Raw genomic sequence first — 19,207 nt, forward strand, 5'->3', positions numbered from 1 at the left:
GCCATGACAGAGACAAAATTCGACGTCATCGTACTGGGCGGAGGCCCGGGCGGATATCTTGCAGCCGAACGCCTCGGCAACGGCGGCAAGAAAGTCCTGCTGATCGAGGAGAAAGATCTCGGCGGCACATGCCTGACGGTGGGATGTATCCCCACCAAGACCCTGCTGAACTCCGCGAAGCACTACGTGCACGCGAGTGAGGCCGGCGCCTACGGCGTGGGGATCGAGGGTGCCTCCTATGACTGGGAAGCGATGCAAAAGTGGAAGGGCCAGGTCGTCAAAGGTCTGGTCGGAGGCGTGGGAGCCAGCGTCAAGAAAGCCGGCTGCACCGTCGTGTACGGGCGTGGCTACTTCGAAGGCCCCGGCAAGGTACGCGTGGATGACACGCACTACACCGCTGAACACGTCATCATCGCGACCGGTTCAGTTCCTGCGATGCCGCCCATCCCGGGCAGCGCCGACAACGAAAAGGTCGTGGATTCCACCGGACTGTTATCTATCTCCGACGTGCCGAAACGACTGGCCGTCATCGGTGGCGGTGTCATCGGCGTGGAGTTCGCCTCGTTGTTCTCCAGCCTGGGCAGTGAAGTGACCGTCGTCGAAATGATGGACGAGATCCTGCCCTTCATGGATGACGACATGGCAGCTCAGCTGCGCAAGGCGATGCCCGCCATCACCTTCAACCTCGGCTGCAAAGTGGAGGCGGTCGAAGGGTCGAACGTCGTCTTCTCCAAGGAAGGCCAGAAGCACACGGTGGAGGCCGACCTGGTTCTCATGGCGGTGGGTCGTCGCCCAGCCACGCGCGGCTGGGGAGCTGAAGAATCCGGACTTGACATCGAGCGCCGCGGCATAACGGTTGATGACCGCCTGCGCACGAACCTTCCCAACGTGTGGGCCATCGGTGATGTGACGGGTCGTTCCCTGCTGGCACACGCTGCATACCGCATGGGCGAGGTCGTGGCGGCGAACATCCTGGATGACCAGGCCTACAAGCGTGGACAGGTGATGCGCTGGAACACGATCCCATGGGCTGTGTATTGCCTGCCGGAAGCAGCCGGTGTGGGACTGACCGAATCGAAGGCCAAGGCTGAGGGACGCGCCATTAAGGTCGGGTCCGTGCCTGGCCAGATGTCCGGCCGGTTCATCGCTGAGAACGGCTTCAAAGCACCCGGCAGCGCCAAAGTGATTGTGGATGCTGAGACGAACCACGTCCTCGGCATTCACGTGTTGGGCACATACGCATCCGAGATGATCTGGGGCGCATGCGCCGTCCTCGAAACCGAACTGACACTGGACGATCTGCGTCAGCTTGTCGTCCCGCACCCGACAGTATCTGAACTCATCCGCGAAGCTGCCTGGGCTGTCAAAGCCTGAGCGCACCGACATAACTGATTAGAAGTAGGCGAAAGAAAGAACATGACGAAGTCACTGACAGTTGACCCGGCGAAGGTCCGCGCGTCCGGAAAGATCACCATTCCAGATATTCCGATCAACCAATACACGTTCGACCTTGACACCGAGGTCGGCCGATACGGCAAAGATGGCATGGTGCAGATGCTCCACGACATGATCGCGGTGCGCACATTTGAATCCATGCTTGATTCCATCAAGAAGACCGGCGGATGGCAGGGCGTGGAATACAACCACCGTGGCCCCGCCCACCTGGGAATCGGTCAGGAAGCCGCATACGTCGGCCAGTCCTTTGTGCTGACCCCCGACGATTTCATCTTCGGCTCTCACCGCTCACACGGTGAGATCCTGTCCAAGTCCTTCTCAGCTGCACGCCAGTACGAGGACGCTGATCTGGAAGCAGTTATGAAGGGCTTCCTCGACGGTGAAACGCTGGGACTGGCCGAAGAAATCGGGTACGAGAACCTGCGTGAGCTGTCCGAAAACTTCATCCTGTTCGGCACGCTGGCGGAGATCTTCGCCCGTAAGGCAGGCTTCAACCGCGGCATGGGCGGCTCGATGCACGCCTTCTTCCAGCCTTTCGGTTCCATGCCGAACAACGCCATTGTTGGCGGCTCGGCACCCATTGCCACGGGCGCAGCGCTCTACAAGCGCATTAACCGTAAGCCCGGCATCGTGGTGGCCAACGTCGGTGACGCAGCCCTGGGCTGTGGCCCGGTATGGGAAGCCATCCAGCTGGCATCGATGGATCAGTACCGCACGCTGTGGCGCGAAGAAGACGGCGGCAACCCGCCGATCATGTACAACTTCTTCAACAACTTCTACGGAATGGGCGGCCAGACCTCCGGCGAAACAATGGGATACGACGTTTTGGCTCGCGTTGGCGCAGGTGTCAACCCCGAAGCCATGCACGCCGAACGCGTCGACGGCATTAACCCGCTGGCCGTTGCAGATGCCGTCACGCGCAAGAAGAAGATCCTGGAAGAAGGTCGCGGACCTGTCCTCATGGACACCCTGACCTACCGCTTCTCAGGCCACTCCCCGTCCGACGCCTCCAGCTATCGTGACAAGGCTGAAGTGGATCTGTGGGAGGAAGTCGACTGCATCAAGACATACTCTGAGCTGCTCATCTCCAACGACCTGGTCTCCCAGGGCGACATCGATGACTTCTCCGCGAAGTTCACCGAGAAGCTCACCAAGGTGCTGGTGCTGGCATCCGACGATGAGAAGTGCCCGCGTGTGGGACCCGAGTACGTCGAAAACGCCATGTTCTCCAACACGCCGACCGAAGCGATGGAGGAGGGCGAATCTGAAATCACCCTCGAGGACAACCCGCGTATCAAGGCTTTGTCCAAGAAGATCCGCTCTTCGCGCGACGAGAACGGCAAGCCCGTCTCGAAGATGAAGATGTTCCAGTTCCGTGACGCCCTGTTCGAAGCCATGATTCATCGCTTCTCCGTCGATCCGACGATGGCGGCATGGGGCGAAGAGAACCGCGACTGGGGTGGCGCATTCGCCGTCTACCGTGGCCTGACCGAAGCACTGCCGTACCGTCGCCTGTTCAACTCGCCGATTTCGGAAGCAGCGATTGTCGGTGCCGGTGTTGGGTACGCGATCTGTGGTGGCCGCGCTGTTGCAGAACTCATGTACTGCGACTTCCTGGGCCGCTCCGGTGACGAAGTGTTCAACCAGATGGCCAAGTGGCAGGCAATGGCCGCGGGCCTGATCAAGATGCCACTGGTGCTGCGCGTGTCTGTCGGCAACAAGTACGGTGCGCAGCACTCACAGGACTGGACAGCTCTGACCGCTCACATTCCTGGCCTGAAGGTATACTTCCCGGCCACGCCAACCGACGCAAAGGGCATGTTGAATCTGGCGTTGCACGGCACGGATCCCGTGGTCTTCTTCGAATCCCAGCAGCTGTATGACAAGGGCGAAGACTTCGAAGAGGGGGGCGTGCCCGAGGGCTACTACGAAACACCTGAAGGTGAGCCCGCCATCCGCCGCGAAGGCAAGGACATCACGATTGCAACCCTGGGCGCAACGCTCTACCGTGCGCTTGAAGCAGCCGACATTCTGGAAGAAAAGTACGGCATGTCCGCTGAGGTCATCGACCTGCGCTTCGTCTGCCCGCTGAACTACGACAAGCTGATCGAATCAGTGAAGAAGACAGGCCGCCTGCTGCTGAGCTCGGACGCGTGTGAACGCGGCTCGGTGCTGCAGGACGTCGCACAGAACGTGCAGTCACTGGCCTTCGACGCACTCGACGCACCGGTGACCATCGTGGGATCGCGCAACACCGTGATCCCGGCTGCTGAGCTGGAAAAGACCTTCTTCCCGCAGCCTGAATGGATAATCGATGCCATTCACGAGCGCATTGTTCCACTGCCGGGACACACCCCCACCACCAACCAGACTGAGGGTGAACTGGCACGTCGTAACCGCCTCGGAATCTGAGACATGCGGTGAGGCGGCAAAAAGGCTGCTGCCGCCTCACCGCCGTATCCCACTCGCAGCCACAACATATCCAACGGCCACGGTGCTCACTGAGCGATGCCGTGAGCACCTGGCCGACAACGAACCCAGCAGAGGAAATATGAGCGTTCCAGTTACTAACGATGTCAGCCTCACTCAGAGTGAACGCCTCGATGCTTTGCGTGAGGGCGCCGCACACTTCACGTTCCCTGCGTGGGCGCCAGAATCCAACAACCACATCCACACGTGCTACTCCTTCAGCCCGTACACACCGACCCATGCTGCACTGCGAGCCAGGCAGGCAGGGCTGCGGGTTGTTGGGTCCGTTGACCACGACTCGATCGCTGCCGCCCCGGAAATGAGCGAGGCTTGCCGTATCCTGTCGATGGGTTCGGTGACCGGCTTTGAAATCCGCGCGTTCTTCGACGATACGCCCGACGGCCCGTTTGCATCGCGCAAACTCAACAACCCCGATTCAGCGGGTATGGCCTACCTGACCGTCCAGGGAGTTCCGGCGCCGTCCCGTGAAAAGGCCGATCAGTGGCTTGCACCCAAGCGAGTGGCACGCCTGCAGCGCACCCTCGAAATGGCCGAACGTGCCAACAAGATTTTGGCCGGCCTGAATCTGACTCCCTTCGATCCACAGCGCGACATGGTGGATCACTCCCAATATGCCAACGGCGGCGGAATCACGGAACGCCACTTGCTTGCAGCGATGGCGCGCGCACTGATCAACGGTTTCGGCAGGGGACAGGCTCTGCTTGACGGCTTGGCGACCATGAATGTGGAGGTGCCGGCCCCCCTCGTCGATCGACTGGGAGACGAGGCCAATCCGTACCTGATGTACGACCTGCTCGGCCTGCTCAAATCTGAATACCTGCAGCAGATCTACATTCAGCCTTCTCACGAGGAATGCCCGACCGCCCGCGAGGTCGTCGCCTTTGCTGATTCGATCGGCGCGATCGCGACCTACGCTTACCTGGGAGACGTGTCAGCCTCACCGACAGGAGACAAGAAGGCGGAGAAGTTTGAAGACTCCTTCCTTGATGAGCTGTTCGAAGCTTTGGAGGAACGCGGGTTCAGGGCAGTGACCTACATGCCGCCACGCAACACCGATGAGCAGCTTGCCCGGATTCATGAACTGGCCACGCAGCACGGCATGCTGGAAATCTCCGGTGTGGACATCAACCAGCCGCGCCAATCCTTCAACTGCCCTGAGCTGCGCAGAGAGGAATTTGCCGGACTCAACCAGGCGACCTGGGCACTCGTGGCGCACGAAGCACTCACCAGTGTGGACCCGCAGCTGCACCTGCTGGGATCAGGTCGACTGAGCCCGCAGGACCTGGCGGCCCGCATCGAACAATACGCGCCGCTTGGCCGCGAATACGCCGACGGGACGCCCGCCGAGGACATAGCTTCACGCCTGACGGCGTGATCACAGGCTTACCCAAGACCCAAGTGATGTGGAGGAATGAAAGATGAGCGTTGCACCTATCGTGCGCGGAGTGTTTCTGCGCGCACTAGGTCGACCAATTCTGGTCAGCCGCAGCGACAAGGAAGCAACGATCACGCTGCCTGCAGACGAAGACAGCCTGATCCAGATGAATGACTCGGAGGTGAACGAGCTTCTGGGCGGCGTGAACCTACCGGTCACCGTCAGATGCGGAGAGGACATCTTCGAGGTCACCGAAACAGGTAAACGCGGTGAACGCGAGATCTCCGGCAGGATTGCCGTCGTAACGGGCGGCGCGCAGGGCTTCGGTGCTGAAATCGCACGCGGTCTGATCGACCAGGGCTGCTTCGTTTTCATTGCTGACCTCAACGAAGAAGGCGCCCGCGCCAAGGCCGAAGAACTCGGCGAACACGCATGGCCGATCACGGTAGACGTGTCCAACGAGGAATCAGTGGCAGCGATGGCTGAGGAAATTGAGCGCGTGGCCGGCGGGCTTGACCTGGTGGTCTCCAACGCCGGAATCGTGCGCGCTGGAAGCGTCCTGACGCAGGACCCGTCCGCATTCCGCCTGTCCACGAACATCAACTACATTGCGTTCTTCCTGGTCACTCAGGCGTGCGGCAATCTTCTGGCCCGCCAGCACAAGGCTGCACCCCAGTGGCTGACTGACATCATCCAGGTCAACTCCAAGTCCGGCCTGGAAGGATCCAACAAGAACGCCGCCTATGCCGGGTCGAAGTTCGGTGGCCTCGGACTGGTGCAGTCCTTCGCCCTCGAACTGGTCGCCCACGGCATCAAAGTCAACGCTGTGTGCCCGGGCAACTTCCTCGACGGACCACTGTGGTCAGACCCTGATCGCGGACTGTTCGTCCAGTACCTCAACTCAGGGAAGGTACCAGGCGCAAAGACCGTTGCCGATGTGAAGGAATACTACGAAGCGAAGGTGCCGATGCATCGCGGCGCACAGGGCATCGACGTTTTGCGCGCCATCTACTACATCGTTGAGCAAGCCTATGAAACTGGCCAGGCGGTGCCCGTCACCGGCGGTCAGGTCATGATGAATTAACAGGGCCACAGGCCGAAAGGAACACATTTCAATGTCCACTCAGACAACAACTGCAGTGCGTATCCACGGAGTGGAGGACCTCCGCCTGGAAACGTTCGACCTGCCTGAAATCGGTGAGGACGAAATCCTCGCTGAAGTCACGTCAGACTCGATCTGCATGTCCACCAACAAGCTCGCGCACCAGGGCGAGGCGCACAAACGCGTGCGCGGATCGCTGGCGGAAACCCCGACAATGGTCGGGCACGAATTCTGCGGAACGATCAAGAAGGTCGGCTCCAAGTGGGCTGACCAGTTCACACCCGGCATGAAGTTCGCCATTCAGCCCGCCCTGAACTACAAGGGAACACTGTGGGCACCGGGATACTCCTACCAGTACATCGGCGGCGACGCGACCTACGTCGTGATCCCCAGCGAGGTCATGGAGTCCAACTGCCTGTTCGAATACAAGGAAGACAGCTTCTTCACTGGCTCCCTGACCGAGCCGTACTCGTGCGTCATCGGCGCATTCAAGGCGCAGTACCACATGAAGCCGAACGACTACACGCACTACATGGGTATTCGCGAGGGCGGCACACTGGCCATGCTCGCATCCGTCGGCCCGATGGGACTGGCCGGCCTGGACGTGGCACTGCATCAGGAGCGCAAGCCGCGCCGTATCGTCGTCACCGACATTGCACAGGATCGCCTCGATCGTGCAGCCGCGCTGCTGACCGTTGAAGATGCGAAGAAGAACGGCATCGAGCTTCACTACGTCAACACCGGCGACATGGAGGATCCGGTCGCGGAGCTGACAAAGATCAACGAGGGCGAACTGTTTGATGACGTCTTCGTGTTCGCTCCGGTGCGTCCGGTCGTGGAGCTCGGCTCGAAGCTGCTGGCTCGCGAAGGCTGCATGAACTTCTTCGCCGGCCCGCCGCGTAACGATTTTGAGGCGACGATCAACTTCTACGATATCCACTACTCAGGTCACCACTACGTGGCCACAACCGGTGGCACGTACGAGGACGTCGCTGATGCGATCGATATGTTTGAATCAGGCAAGCTGAACCCGGCCGTCCTGGTCACCCACATCGGTGGTCTGAACGTGGTCGAGGAAACGACGCTGAATCTGCCGAACATTCCCGGTGGCAAGAAGCTGATCTACACCCACAAGAGGCTGGATCTGGTCGCAATTGACGATTTCGCTGAGCGCGGCAAGACGGATCCGTTCTATGCGGAGCTGGATCGCCTGTGCAAGGCGAACAACGGTCTGTGGAACAAGCAGGCTGAAGAATACCTCCTGGAGCACGCGCCGTCGATTGACGAGTAGCATCGTCGCGCGTCATGGGTCGCCCTCGTTCATTGTGATGGACGAGGGCGACCCATAATCGCTTCTGTAGATCCTGCTCACACGATGTGAGAAGAACGCTGCCGCCCTGATAGCCTAATTTTCATGACACGCGGGATGACAGTTGCGATACAGGGAGAGGCCGGATCGAATTCCGAAGTGGGTGCTCTCCAACTCTTTCCGGACGCAACGATTGCGCCCTGCGAGACGTTTACCGCCGCTTTCGATGCAGTGCACGACCAGGCAGCTGATGTAGCAGTAATACCGGTGGAAAACTCCTCGGCCGGTCGCGTCGCAGACCCGCACCAGCTGCTGCCCAACTCTGGCCTGTACATCACCCGTGAACTGTTTCTGCCGATCCACTTCGATCTGGTGGCACCCCAGGGTGCGACACTGGAGTCGATCCGCTCCGTGCGCTCCCACGTCCACGCATTCGGCCAGTGTACGAAACTGTTTGCCAACTGGAAGTGGACGCGCCACATCAGTGCCGATACGGCAGGGGCTGCGCGTGAAGTTGCGATGATGGGGAACCGATCCGTAGCGGCATTGGCTCCCTCCGGAATTGCAGACAAATTCGATCTGGCGGTGCTGCAAAGCCATGTCGAAGACAACGACAACAATGCGACGCGATTCCTTGTCCTGTCGCCCAAGCCAGAGGTGAGCCAGACACGGCCAGCCATCACAACGGTTCTGTTTCGCACCAAGAACGTGCCTGCCGCGCTGTACAAATGCCTGGGCGGATTCGCGACGAACTCGGTGAACATGACAAAGCTGGAAAGCTACCAGCTGGGGGGCTCTTTCTGCGCCACGCAGTTTTATGTCGACCTCGATGGGCACATGGAGGATCCAAACGTCAAGCGTGCCCTCGATGAATTGCACTTCTACGTCGCGGACATGAAAGTCATGGGCTGCTACCCGGCGGACCCCTACCGCGAGGAACTGGCGTAGTTCCCTATCGTTGCGGCTGTCTCGGTCCTTCATCTGTGCCTTGTAACCTTTCCTTTTCATGATCGGCGAGGAACATGAAAAGAAAATAGTCAGAACTATTGACTGACAGTCAATTCTCCATTTAATGTAGTAACGCCTGAGTTCCTCCGAGACGAGAGATTGACAGTTCGATGGCTGACTTGGAATTCGACCGCGCTGCCGTTGGTGTGAGCGCGAAGAAAGATTGGACCGATTCTGAAGAATTCGGGAGAATCGGTGCTGTTGCCAGACAGATTTCCATAGTGGGAATTGCGAAGAATCTGCCAGAAGGCCCGAACGAAGGTGTTCAATCCCTGCGCGATGCAGTGAGGAACTATCGCGATGGCATGAAGGACGTGATCTTTGAATTCTCGGATGCCTGCGCTGTTCTGGGATCAGGTCAGGAAAAAGCAATTGCCAACTATGACAAAACTGAAGCGGCGAATGGAAATCTCTTCATACGAGATGTCCGCGAAGGTATCGCAGTGCTGAGTGAGAGGTTGGGAGGCTGACTATGGCTGGTGCTGACGAACTGCCCACCCCGCCTGATATCCAGGCAGGCGCGAACGCGTATGCCGACGATTTCGAGATGGTGAGTAAACGTATCGCGAACACCCAAATCGCATCTGGAGCAGATCAGGTGCCGGGCTGGGAAGGCCAGGCTGCTCAAAAGTACTGTTCGGAAGCTCAATCACTGTCGACACACGTCTCCACATTGGCTAAATCATTTTCAAATCCTGTGAATTCACTACGGGACTGGGCTCACACTGTAGGCGAAGCCATCCGCAAGGTTGAGCGGTGGCAGCAGGAATGGGATGACGCTGAAGCAGAAGCTACGCAGAGAATCAACGCGCTCAATGCCGACAGAGACGCCCGACAAAACACAAACAATCCGATGGATCGTCTTGAGTACAGCCGGAGCCATGGAGAGATCATTGAGTCAAAAGATATTCAGCAGACTCGTCTGAGAGAATCATATAAAAATGAGATGGAAAGACTGGATAGTGAGGCGTCAGCTACTGCGTCCGCTTTAACCGGATCAATCAATTCAATCGTATCGGCTGCTGATCGCAAGGGTGGGCGAGACTCGATAGGAAAGAGCCTATTCGACGACATGCCGCTGGTAGATGGCCAGGCCGAATGGGAATACTGTCAGGGCATAGCGGACGACGCTGCTGATCTTCTTGATATGTCTTCCCCGGATCTCATTGAAAACATCAAGGAATTCAATAAGAAATACGCCGACGATCTGGATAACCCGTTCTTTGCCAATGCGCTGGCCGAACGGGTACCTCCTGAGGATATGGCCCGGTTTGTGGCGAGGATGGGGGATTTCAAGGGACAGATTGTTGATCCAGGGACTCATGAAATTGACACCGATTTCGATAAAGCAATCGAAAATGTGACGCGTTCGCTGGGAACAGCCATGGTTCTGTCAACTGGGGGAATGAATGGTGATCCTGCATACCAGAGCGCCCAGAACAGTTTCAATGTGGTGCAAGACGGCCTGATGGCATCTGATGGACAGTATTATTCCGCTGTTCAGGAGCATAATCTGGATGGCTTGAAGAAGTATGGCCACACGCTTGTCGACTCTTCCGGAGAACCTGTTGACCCCAATTTCGCGGGGATGGCTGGAACTCATTATGGCTATGAATACGTTGGGCACATGCTCGGCGTAGCGTCAGAAAATGAAAACATTTCACTTGGTGGAGGATTCGTTGAAGATTACAACGGGAAAGACTCGATAGCTCGCGACATTATCACCTGGGATAATGAGCATCCTGAGTTGCGACAAAACGCTTTCCCGTACTCTTCATGGATTGGCTCGCACATGCCTGGAGGCAGCTACGGTGCCTACGGCTGGACACTTGATCCTGTCACCTCCATGATGAAATTGATGGATATGCCCGACTCTTTTGCCGATGGGACACCGGATTCTTTGTCTGCCGCAGAAACTGAACGCGCAGATGGTGTGCGTAACCTGCTTGCCAGTAATACAGATTTTGCTGTTGACGGTCGGGCGATGTCGATGACGGAGTACCTGACAGGGCACCGCGCTATTACTGATATCTTCGGCGGATGGACTGATCAGGGAGATGCATTTGGTGAGGTCATTGCGCAAAATACGATGCTTGTTGACAAGCCTGACGCCTCTCCCGACGATCCAGCGTATGCAGAATGGGCGGATCGTGAGAAGAAGTCTGCGCAAATCACCATGGACTTTGTTCAGGGGTATCAAGATGGCCTGAAAGACTTTGGAGAATCACAAGGCGAAAATCGCTTCGGCATGATGAACAGTCAACTGAGAAGCTGGGCTGGCGTCGCGCTTGCGCCTCGAGTTGATAATCTTCTGTTCGAAATCGGTTCTGGGTCGAGTGCTGAAAACACCGTAGCGGAAATGGGTCTGAATGATGATCGGGCATCGTTTGCGTTCTCTAAAGATCTCAGGAAATCGCTTCTAGGTGAGAAGAGCCTGCTGACTGATTTGGCATTTGATCATCCGGTAAAAATGGATGACGGTTCGTACATCGGTGGACGCGGACCCGCAATTGATAATCTGCGACTTTCGGCAATTGAGAAGTTCCAGGAAGACGTCGATGGTTCGTCGCCGACAACAGCAGGCGTACAAAACATTGCTCAAAAATGGGCGCCCGGTTTCAATCAATTGTTCGGTGCGCACGGAGCCGCAGACGGGGCTCATGCCGAATGGCTTGACGAAACCAACAAACGCTGGCGAGAGCTCGCTGAGGGGGGTCTTGGTGCAGCAGGACTGCCGGGCAAAATTCCCGGCGCCGGCAAAGTTACGCAGTTTATCGCGGGTCAGGCACTCGGTGCCGGAACTGACATGGCTCTTGACCAATTTCTGCCGACCAATCACGCTGAACTGGCGCAGGCTTCACGCATTAATGATCAGGAAGTTGCGCGTACTTTGATGGCTCAGTCGTTGTACTCACGTTATGCCGATTCGGAAGTCATGGGCGCGCCAGTTATGGGCAAACAGCCTGATGGAAGCTTTTTGAGCACTCGCTCTGGCGCCGGTCTGGACGACTATTACAATTCTGATGGGACATTGAAAGACTACGAGGATCTTTCACCGGAACAACGCACAGCCTTCCAGAATTTCATCAACAATAATGAGAATACTGCGAATATTGAGCACGAAGTCAATTCGGTGTTCAATGACACTCAGCAAAATGAAAAGAACGCGCAAGGCGGGAACTAAGGACTCATTGAATCGCATGGAAGGCTGTTGAAAGATGAGGAGACTGTGGCGGTATGCACTGGTCACCATTGGACTTGTTTCAATGGGACACTTGACTGGATGCGACGTTACGTTGGGGCAGTCGGAATCATCGATGTCGGATTCGACGCAGTGCATGCAATCATCCGATGATGACCAATCCAAGGAGGTCAACACCATGAATATTGACTTGCCCGGCGGGTGGGTCATCCGTGAAACTCCGGATAATCCGACAGTGGATTATCGGATTGAAGCGTCCACTGATCCGGATTCAAACGCAACGGCCGAAGTCGTGCGCTACCACATTTTCGACTGGGGAGACATCGACACAAAAGAACCTCGCTCTGATCCGATGGAGCTGATCCCGGACCCTGCTGACATGCGAGAAGACAGAATCAAACTCGCTCAGGAGAACTCTCGCGTGTCCAACACTGAGGCATTGCCTGATCGGAGTATCGACGGCTGTCAAGCCACGGGACTGGCTTTCGTTGCGGATGAGGATGAGGGTGCTGTCGAGACCATGATTGTGTACGTGGCTCGACCTGATGGCATGTGGGTGATGACCCTTCGAAGTGCGCCGAACGAGGCGCTGCCGCACGAACTCGTGGCCGCCCTCGACACCGTGACGTGGAGCTGAACGCGCGGCGCAGGTAACCGGAGCCGATCATCTGGCTCCACCGCAGGTGATGTGCCCAACGATCGCCGGAATGAGCAGTTTTTTCGTGTATTGTCTCGTTCAGCATCGTTGTAGGCAACAATCGAGGGAAACATGAGCGCAGACACTCACGCGGTGAACGAGACACAGTGGTCCATTGAACGACGAGTGACCGTATGGTGCATCCATGCTTTCACCATGAGCGGTCTGCTTTGGGCACTGCTGGCAGTCGACTCACTGCGCTCTGGCGACATCAAGATGATGTGGCTGTGGCTGGGAATTGCGCTGATTGTGGACGCTGTTGACGGGCCAATGTCACGCGCGGCTGACGTGACGAAAGTGGTCCCGTGGTTCTCTGGCGTGATGATGGATAACGTCGTGGACTATCTGACGTGGACATTCATTCCAGCGGTGTTCATGTTCCTTTACATTCCGCTCGGGCCGGGCAAATGGCCAATCCTTGCTGCAGCACTGGTCCTCGGCTCATCCATGTTCTGTTACGCCAACACGAAGATGAAGTCCTCGGACTGGTATTTTGTAGGGTTCCCGGCAGCGTGGAACGTCGTCGCTATTATCATGTGGTTGTTCGCGACGCCCTGGTGGTTCAACTGGCTGATCGTCGTGATTTTCACCGTGCTGGCCGTTATCCCGTTCAAGTGGATCCATCCCTTCAGAGTCACTCACCTGCGCATCTTCAATGCCACTGCCGCCGCCTTGTGGGTCGTGACAACTGCGGTGATGGTGGGGTTGTACCCGGCTCGCCCGCTGTGGCTCATGATCGTGTGGCTCGTGGCTGGCGTGTGGCTGATGGTCGTCAGCGCAGAACGTACCGTACGAGGGCGCCCCTCCAAGCGCCACGTGTCCTAATCAGGCTCGATGCTGGAGAGCTGGCGATTGGCACGCCGGTCCAGCCAGTACTTGAAACCTTCGAGCACGAAAGCAGAGGCAATCAGCAGTGCGATGATCACGATGACGTACCCGGGGTAGTCTTTTCCGTTGAGCCCGAAGTACACGTAGGGCGCGACGAAGGTGATGACGGTGACGGCCAGTCCTGCCATGCGTTTGAGGAAATGCGCGGCCGTCACCATCGTGAGCACGCCCCACGTGTAGGGAATCGCCGTCGTCAGGTCGATGAGCCACAACAACAGAAGCGAGCCGTGGAATTCGCGCACATACGACACGGGCAACACGCGCAGCGCCGAGTAGATCAGCACAACCGCGTAAGCCAGGAACTTCGGATTCGTCAGTATTCGCGTGACCATGAAACGGTGTTGTAGGCGGATACCTGCCTGCGTGAGGCTGCGGTAAGTGGAAGCTGAAACCAAAAGTGCATCCAGGCCCGTGAGGGCATGGTGAAGGAACGCCAGGTCCTCAGGTCTGCCTCGTTCCAGAAGGAATGGGATTAACAGACGCGGGGCTACGCCGATGGGCTGGCATTGCTGCCCCTCGTAGGTCTGCACGGGTCCGAGCTCGTGGAGCAGGTCGGGGGCCAGCCACTGTTCCCAGTGCGCGCGATCGGTGGGCGTCATCATCAAAAGCCAGAGCCGTTCGCGTTTTCGTACCGAGTCACGCAGCGTGACCTGCAGTTCGCGGATATTGTCAGGGCGAGTGGGATCAATGACGTGGGAGAATTCGCGGACGTGGCGATCCCGCAGGTCGCCTGTGCGTTCGACACCTGCAGCTCCGCGCACGGACACCGGGTCGAGGCTGATGTCGCTGGCGAAAGAGATTCCCAGAAGAAGATGCACCTACACACAGTACATGTCGAGACCTCTCGCGCGGTAAAAGGTGCGTCGGTAGTGGCGTATCTGCGAGGCTGAAGTGTTGGAGGTAAGCAGACGCGATGTGCAGACGCACTGAGGGGCCGGTCAGCAGACCGGCCCCTCAGGCATCCCATCAACACAGTGCGAGTCTAATCGAGAAACAGCTCCCTTGAAACAGTCGCTATAGAACCTCGTTGGCTCGATGGTGTCAACACTACGGGCCCTACCTTGGAATAGCTTTGAGCGAACCTTAAAAATCCCTGTGAATTTTGGTCCTGTGGTGAGATCCTCGACTCAGGATCGGACGGTCGCGGGGCAGGAAGACAAAGCTTCGGGAGAAGCAGACGGCGTGGGCGAATCCGAGGGCGCCGCCTCCTCCGGTGGGCAGTGACTGGCCAGGAACTCCAGCACCGCGATCGCGCCAGCCTTCGACAGCGGCTCGTTGCCGTTGCCGCACTTGGGAGACTGCACGCACGACGGGCACCCGTCCGAACACGGACACTCCTGCAGGCGCGTCACAGTTGCCTGCACCCACCGCGCAGCATGCGCACACCCGTACATCGCGTAACCAGCGCCGCCGCGATAGGCATCGAACACGAAGACGGTAGGCGCGTCAGTGTCCTCGTGCAGCGCGGTCGACAGCCCGCCCAAGTCCCAGCGGTCACAGGTCGCCAGCAGCGGTAGCAGTGCAATCATCGCGTGCTCAGCGCCATGCAAAGCGCCCGGCAGTTCAGCTTGCGTCAGGCCAATGCTGCGCAGTGCACCGGGAGCCAGAGTGAACCACACGCCTACAGTCTCCAGCGTGTGGGACGGCAACGACAGCTCGCGGTTACGGATGAATTCCAGGCCCGGAAGTCGAAGCAGGTCGTAGTCAGTGACTCTAGTGGTGACGTCAACCTCGCCGGTGTGCCATGTGACCGCGCCATCTGCACTGTGCCACTCCTGGGATGTACTTACGATGGAGACAGCAACGTGTTGTTTCGCGCGGGTGCGCAGCTGCGTTGAGACAGGTTCGACGAGGGCGACCCGTCCGCCGTCACCAGGTGACAGCGGTGCCAGGCTCAGTACGTGATAGGTGCGCCCTTGATGCAGGTAGATGGCATCTGGAAAAACCTGAGCGTCGGCGGACCCCTCGTCGACTGTGCCGATGACGGTGCCGGTGGCCTGATCGATGATCTGGACTTCGCCGCCGCCCCCTCGTAAATCGGTCAGATCAGCTGCGCGGTCGCCGCGCGTGACATCCCAGTACCATCCTGCCGGACGGCGCACCAAAAGCCCCTGATCAGCCAGGTCATCGAACATAGAGGTGTCACCGTCAGGCAGACCGAAGCAAGCGGCATCGTCAGCGGTCAGCGGCAGCTCCTGAGCGGCGGCACACAGGTGAGGCGCCAGGACCCACGGATTGAGCGGATCAATGACCGCGGCTTCAACCTCCCGGGTGAGTTCGTCGGGGTGATGGATGATGTAGGAGTCGAGCGGATTGTCGCTGGCGATGAGGATCGAAAGGCCGCGCGCTCCGGCCCGACCGGCACGGCCCACCTGCTGCCACAAGGATGCGCGCGTACCCGGCCAGCCGACAGTAATGGTCGCGTCCAGTCCGGACACGTCCATGCCCAGTTCCAGTGCATTTGTCGTGGCGACCGCCCTCAGCTGCCCAGACCGCAAAGAACGTTCCAATGCTCGGCGCTCTTCAGGCAGATATCCGCCCCGGTAGGAGGCAACGGACCCAACCAGCGGAGACAATGAGGCAGACAGTATGTCGCGCACATGCGCCGCCAGGGTTTCAGCTCCCACGCGTGAGCGCACGAATGCCAGGAGACGAGCGCCACGCTCCACCAAAGCAGCGATGAGCGAGGCAGCCTCGGACGTGGCGCTGATACGCCACGTGGACGGTGCCTTCTCCAGCACGACCGGCTCATTGTCAGCCAGCGCGTCCAGGAATGCGTCAATGGGGATATCGTCCGGGTCGGGGCGCAACGCAGGCTGCCACAGTATGAGCTGATGCTCACCGGCAGGTGAGCCGTCCTCGGTAATGGCGCAGATGTCCTCACGCCCCGTCATCTGACGGGCGACATCGTGAGGGTCACGCACAGTGGCGGACAACATGATGACGGTGGGGTTCGCACCCAGGTGGCGGGCAATACGCAGCAGGCGGCGAATGACCAGGGCAATGTGGGAGCCAGTCATGCCGCGCCAGTAGTGCAGCTCATCGATGACGATGTAACGCAGGGAAGCTAGCAGTCGTGTCCACCGCTGATGACCAGGCAGCATGACGAAATGCAGGTAATCAGGATTGGTCAAGACGATGTCGGCATGAGCGCGCGCCCAGTCCTTCGCCTCGCGTGGTGTATCACCATCCGCCGTACTCACGCGCACTCCCCACTGCGTGCCCTGCGCCGTGTTGATCCACTTGTGCAGTGCGCTCAACTGGTCGGCGGCAAGCGCCTTCGTGGGGGACAGGTACAACAGTGTGGGCCGGTGGTGCACTTCGGAGATACGCGCCGGCCTGTCGGATGCGGCGTGGTCGGCCAGATCGGACAGAATCGGCACCCATGCGACCAAAGACTTCCCGGAGCCAGTCCCGGTGGCGACAACTGTGTCCTGTCCGGCGTGCACGGCGTCCAGTGCGCGCCGCTGGTGCTCCCACACGTGCTCGATACCCAGGTCAGCGCCTGCGTGTGTGACGGAGGGGTTGATCCACCCAGGCCACGGTGCGGTGCGTGCCGGTCGTGCAGGAATGCTGTGAACGTGAACCAGCCGATCGTCACGCGCACCAATGCGCTCCAGCATCGCAAGAAGGTCGTCGATGCCCGCGCTCAGGGACGAGGGCGCCCTCGTCGAACCGGCACCTGCGACATCAGCCATTGGGACACGACGTATGGGTGAACGCTTGACGCATGTAGGCGATGGCTTCGAGGCCGGCACTCACCCCTGCTGCGAGGTTGTCGGACAATTGAGCGTCCGTGAGGCCGCACTGCGTGTCAACGGTAAAGTCAGCGCACACCTGGACGTGGTGATCGGGGCTGTTCATCGTGTAGACGGTGGGAATGAACTTCTCACGATTCCACCAGTCGGATGCGGCAAAGAGCTGCTTCTTGCACCGATCAGGCTGCGCATCGGTATCCCACACCGCGCGAACACACAGGAAACGCTCGCTCGCATCGAAGGAGAAGAGGAAAGGAACCTCCTCGATCACTACTCCGGCTGCCTGATCTTTGACGAGGACACCCAGCTCGTATGTCAACGCGTGGGCGCAGCTGATGACGCGATCCAGGCTGACCGGTGTGGGGCGCTCGGAATCCGCTGAATCAGGCACTGAATGCAGCGACGTGTTCATTGTGCCTCCTCCTCGCGTTCCCATGTAATGAATTCGGGCAGTGTTGCCTCCAGATCGTGGAAGAACGACATGGTCATCGCCATCGAGGTTTCGTAGAACGTGGAGAGCTGCTGGTCAGTCAGACCTGCTGACGTGAGGATGGCGCATTCGGTGTGGAGGCCGAAACTCGTCTGATCTTCCAGGGGCGCCAGGTAAGCCTTGGGCGCTGTGCGCATCGAGTTGCAGGCTTCGATTTCACATTCGAGTGCGTAGAACTGAGCGTCGTTGCGTGCGATGCCTCGCCAGATGCCCCGCATGATCAGCACATTCGGATACGTCGCATCCCACAGGTAAATCGCGTTCGGGGTGGGAACGACGAGTTGGTTGTTTTCCCAGTCATCAAAATGCACGTGATTGCCCGCAAGCAATGTGCGTATGCGCTGGACATCAATGGGACGGGACAACGCAACCATGACGACCTCCTCTGGCTCAGGACGAGTGGCGGATACGTGGAAAAGTGGGCGCACTGGCATTGCCAACACCCTATGACACGTCATCGCTTTCAGCGCGCTGAGATGTCGGGGCCGTAGCGGCTGGCGGCTGGCTTACGCCGTCAATGAAGTCCAGAGCCTGTCTGCCGCCCTTGAGCCCGACATTGACATTGGTTCGAAGCTGCGCATCTGACAGGCCGTGTGCTGTTGAGACGCGTAGGCGGGTAAAGACGAAGGAACGATCCTGAGCATCGGTCTGGACGAACGCCGTGGGTGTCACCCGCTGCGCATTCCACTGGTTGGCTCGTTCAATTAACGTGCCAGCCTGGCGCGAAAAGAGGCGTGTGATCAGGCGCGCAGCACTGACAGTCAGCCACGGATCGTCGCCCTCGGAAAGGGAGACGAAAAACAGGTCACTGCCAAGTCTGACCTGAAGCTGTGTCGGGTCGGACTCGGAGGGACGCGGATGTGTGCCCACGTCGCGCAGTGCGCGCTCAATGCGATCCAGGTCGACAGGAAGAATTGCAGGTACGTCAGACACGGTCAGCGATCCTCCTCGTGCGGTGCGTCCACATCCCAGGTCACCATGTCCGGCAATTGGCGTTCGAGGGCGTGCAGAACTTCAGCAATGGATGCCACCGAGCGCGTGATGAACCCGGTCAGCTGTTCGTCGCTGACGCCGTCCGCAATGATGAGGGTCGTCTCGGCTACGAGCTGGTACCCCTCATCGTCAGCCAGTGGCACGATAAAGAGCTTGGGGCTGAACTCGACTGGATTGATCTTGGCGGCCACCAGTTCAAGTTCGGTGCGGCTGTCTTCATCAGGAGCTTCACCGCGCCAGTGAGCGCGGATACGGAAGAAATCAGGGTGGGACAGATCCCAGGAGTAGAACGCGTTTTGTTCCAGGCTGGTGAACACTGCGTCATCGGTTGAGGAGGGGCGGAAATCGACATGAAGATCCGTCAGAGTCCGGTCCAGTCGGGTCGATGTGACGGGCGAAGTCTGTGATGGTGACACGCTCATCCCTCCCTTGCCAGCTGC

Annotated in this window: 16 protein-coding genes; 10 read left to right on the forward strand and 6 right to left on the reverse strand. The window is 58.7% G+C overall.

Features of this window, described 5'->3' with window-relative positions:
- Positions 1 to 3 precede the first annotated feature (3 nt).
- The 10 genes from lpdA to AC1DA5_RS02350 all read left to right on the forward strand — a co-directional run bounded on the left by lpdA (position 4) and on the right by AC1DA5_RS02350 (position 13,463).
- Positions 4 to 1,374 carry a dihydrolipoyl dehydrogenase gene (gene lpdA, locus AC1DA5_RS02305; RefSeq protein WP_070725304.1) on the forward strand — a complete coding sequence of 457 codons (1,371 nt, stop codon included), beginning with the start codon at positions 4 to 6 and terminating at the stop codon, positions 1,372 to 1,374.
- Positions 1,375 to 1,416: 42 nt separating this feature from the next.
- Positions 1,417 to 3,867 carry an alpha-ketoacid dehydrogenase subunit alpha/beta gene (locus tag AC1DA5_RS02310; RefSeq protein WP_070725275.1) on the forward strand — a complete coding sequence of 817 codons (2,451 nt, stop codon included), beginning with the start codon at positions 1,417 to 1,419 and terminating at the stop codon, positions 3,865 to 3,867.
- 139 nt (positions 3,868 to 4,006) lie between these two features.
- A complete protein-coding gene (locus tag AC1DA5_RS02315) occupies positions 4,007 to 5,320 on the forward strand; it encodes a PHP domain-containing protein (RefSeq protein ID WP_070725273.1) in 1,314 nt (437 codons plus the stop codon).
- A 43-nt stretch (positions 5,321 to 5,363) separates the two neighbouring features.
- Positions 5,364 to 6,404 (forward strand): SDR family NAD(P)-dependent oxidoreductase, encoded by a 1,041-nt coding sequence (locus AC1DA5_RS02320; protein ID WP_070725271.1) that lies wholly within the window; start codon positions 5,364 to 5,366, stop codon positions 6,402 to 6,404.
- A gap of 31 nt (positions 6,405 to 6,435) precedes the next feature.
- Entirely contained in the window at positions 6,436 to 7,713 is a 1,278-nt protein-coding gene (locus tag AC1DA5_RS02325) for a zinc-binding dehydrogenase (RefSeq protein ID WP_058237458.1), read from the forward strand.
- Positions 7,714 to 7,836: 123 nt separating this feature from the next.
- Positions 7,837 to 8,679: a prephenate dehydratase gene (locus tag AC1DA5_RS02330; protein ID WP_058237457.1), complete on the forward strand. Its 843-nt coding sequence runs from the start codon at positions 7,837 to 7,839 to the stop codon at positions 8,677 to 8,679.
- 170 nt (positions 8,680 to 8,849) lie between these two features.
- Positions 8,850 to 9,209 carry a hypothetical protein gene (locus AC1DA5_RS02335; RefSeq protein WP_058237456.1) on the forward strand — a complete coding sequence of 120 codons (360 nt, stop codon included), beginning with the start codon at positions 8,850 to 8,852 and terminating at the stop codon, positions 9,207 to 9,209.
- A gap of 2 nt (positions 9,210 to 9,211) precedes the next feature.
- A complete protein-coding gene (locus AC1DA5_RS02340) occupies positions 9,212 to 11,923 on the forward strand; it encodes a hypothetical protein (protein WP_070725270.1) in 2,712 nt (903 codons plus the stop codon).
- 34 nt (positions 11,924 to 11,957) lie between these two features.
- Positions 11,958 to 12,578 (forward strand): hypothetical protein, encoded by a 621-nt coding sequence (locus AC1DA5_RS02345; RefSeq protein WP_070725268.1) that lies wholly within the window; start codon positions 11,958 to 11,960, stop codon positions 12,576 to 12,578.
- A gap of 216 nt (positions 12,579 to 12,794) precedes the next feature.
- Positions 12,795 to 13,463, forward strand: a complete 669-nt coding sequence (locus tag AC1DA5_RS02350; protein ID WP_257590319.1) for a CDP-alcohol phosphatidyltransferase family protein — start codon at positions 12,795 to 12,797, stop codon at positions 13,461 to 13,463.
- Here AC1DA5_RS02350 and AC1DA5_RS02355 read toward each other — a convergent pair.
- The 6 genes from AC1DA5_RS02355 to AC1DA5_RS02380 all read right to left on the reverse strand — a co-directional run bounded on the left by AC1DA5_RS02355 (position 13,460) and on the right by AC1DA5_RS02380 (position 19,183).
- A complete protein-coding gene (locus AC1DA5_RS02355) occupies positions 13,460 to 14,344 on the reverse strand; it encodes a hypothetical protein (RefSeq protein WP_070725266.1) in 885 nt (294 codons plus the stop codon). The genes AC1DA5_RS02350 and AC1DA5_RS02355 overlap by 4 nt on opposite strands.
- Positions 14,345 to 14,653: 309 nt before the next feature.
- Positions 14,654 to 17,224: a DEAD/DEAH box helicase gene (locus tag AC1DA5_RS02360; protein WP_070725263.1), complete on the reverse strand. Its 2,571-nt coding sequence runs from the start codon at positions 17,222 to 17,224 to the stop codon at positions 14,654 to 14,656.
- Positions 17,217 to 17,696, reverse strand: a complete 480-nt coding sequence (locus AC1DA5_RS02365) for a YbjN domain-containing protein (RefSeq protein WP_480289118.1) — start codon at positions 17,694 to 17,696, stop codon at positions 17,217 to 17,219. The genes AC1DA5_RS02360 and AC1DA5_RS02365 overlap by 8 nt, the downstream gene beginning before the upstream one ends.
- Positions 17,693 to 18,148, reverse strand: coding sequence for a hypothetical protein (locus AC1DA5_RS02370; RefSeq protein ID WP_058237451.1), 456 nt, complete (start codon positions 18,146 to 18,148; stop codon positions 17,693 to 17,695). Before AC1DA5_RS02370 ends, AC1DA5_RS02365 begins: the two co-directional genes overlap by 4 nt.
- 70 nt (positions 18,149 to 18,218) lie before the next feature.
- Positions 18,219 to 18,707 (reverse strand): YbjN domain-containing protein, encoded by a 489-nt coding sequence (locus tag AC1DA5_RS02375; RefSeq protein ID WP_480289119.1) that lies wholly within the window; start codon positions 18,705 to 18,707, stop codon positions 18,219 to 18,221.
- A gap of 2 nt (positions 18,708 to 18,709) precedes the next feature.
- On the reverse strand, positions 18,710 to 19,183 hold the full coding sequence (locus AC1DA5_RS02380; protein ID WP_480289120.1) for a type III secretion system chaperone family protein: 474 nt from the start codon (positions 19,181 to 19,183) through the stop codon (positions 18,710 to 18,712).
- Between the last annotated feature and the right edge of the window lie 24 nt (positions 19,184 to 19,207).

It is taken from the genome of Pauljensenia sp. C0254C2, from assembly GCF_056583835.1.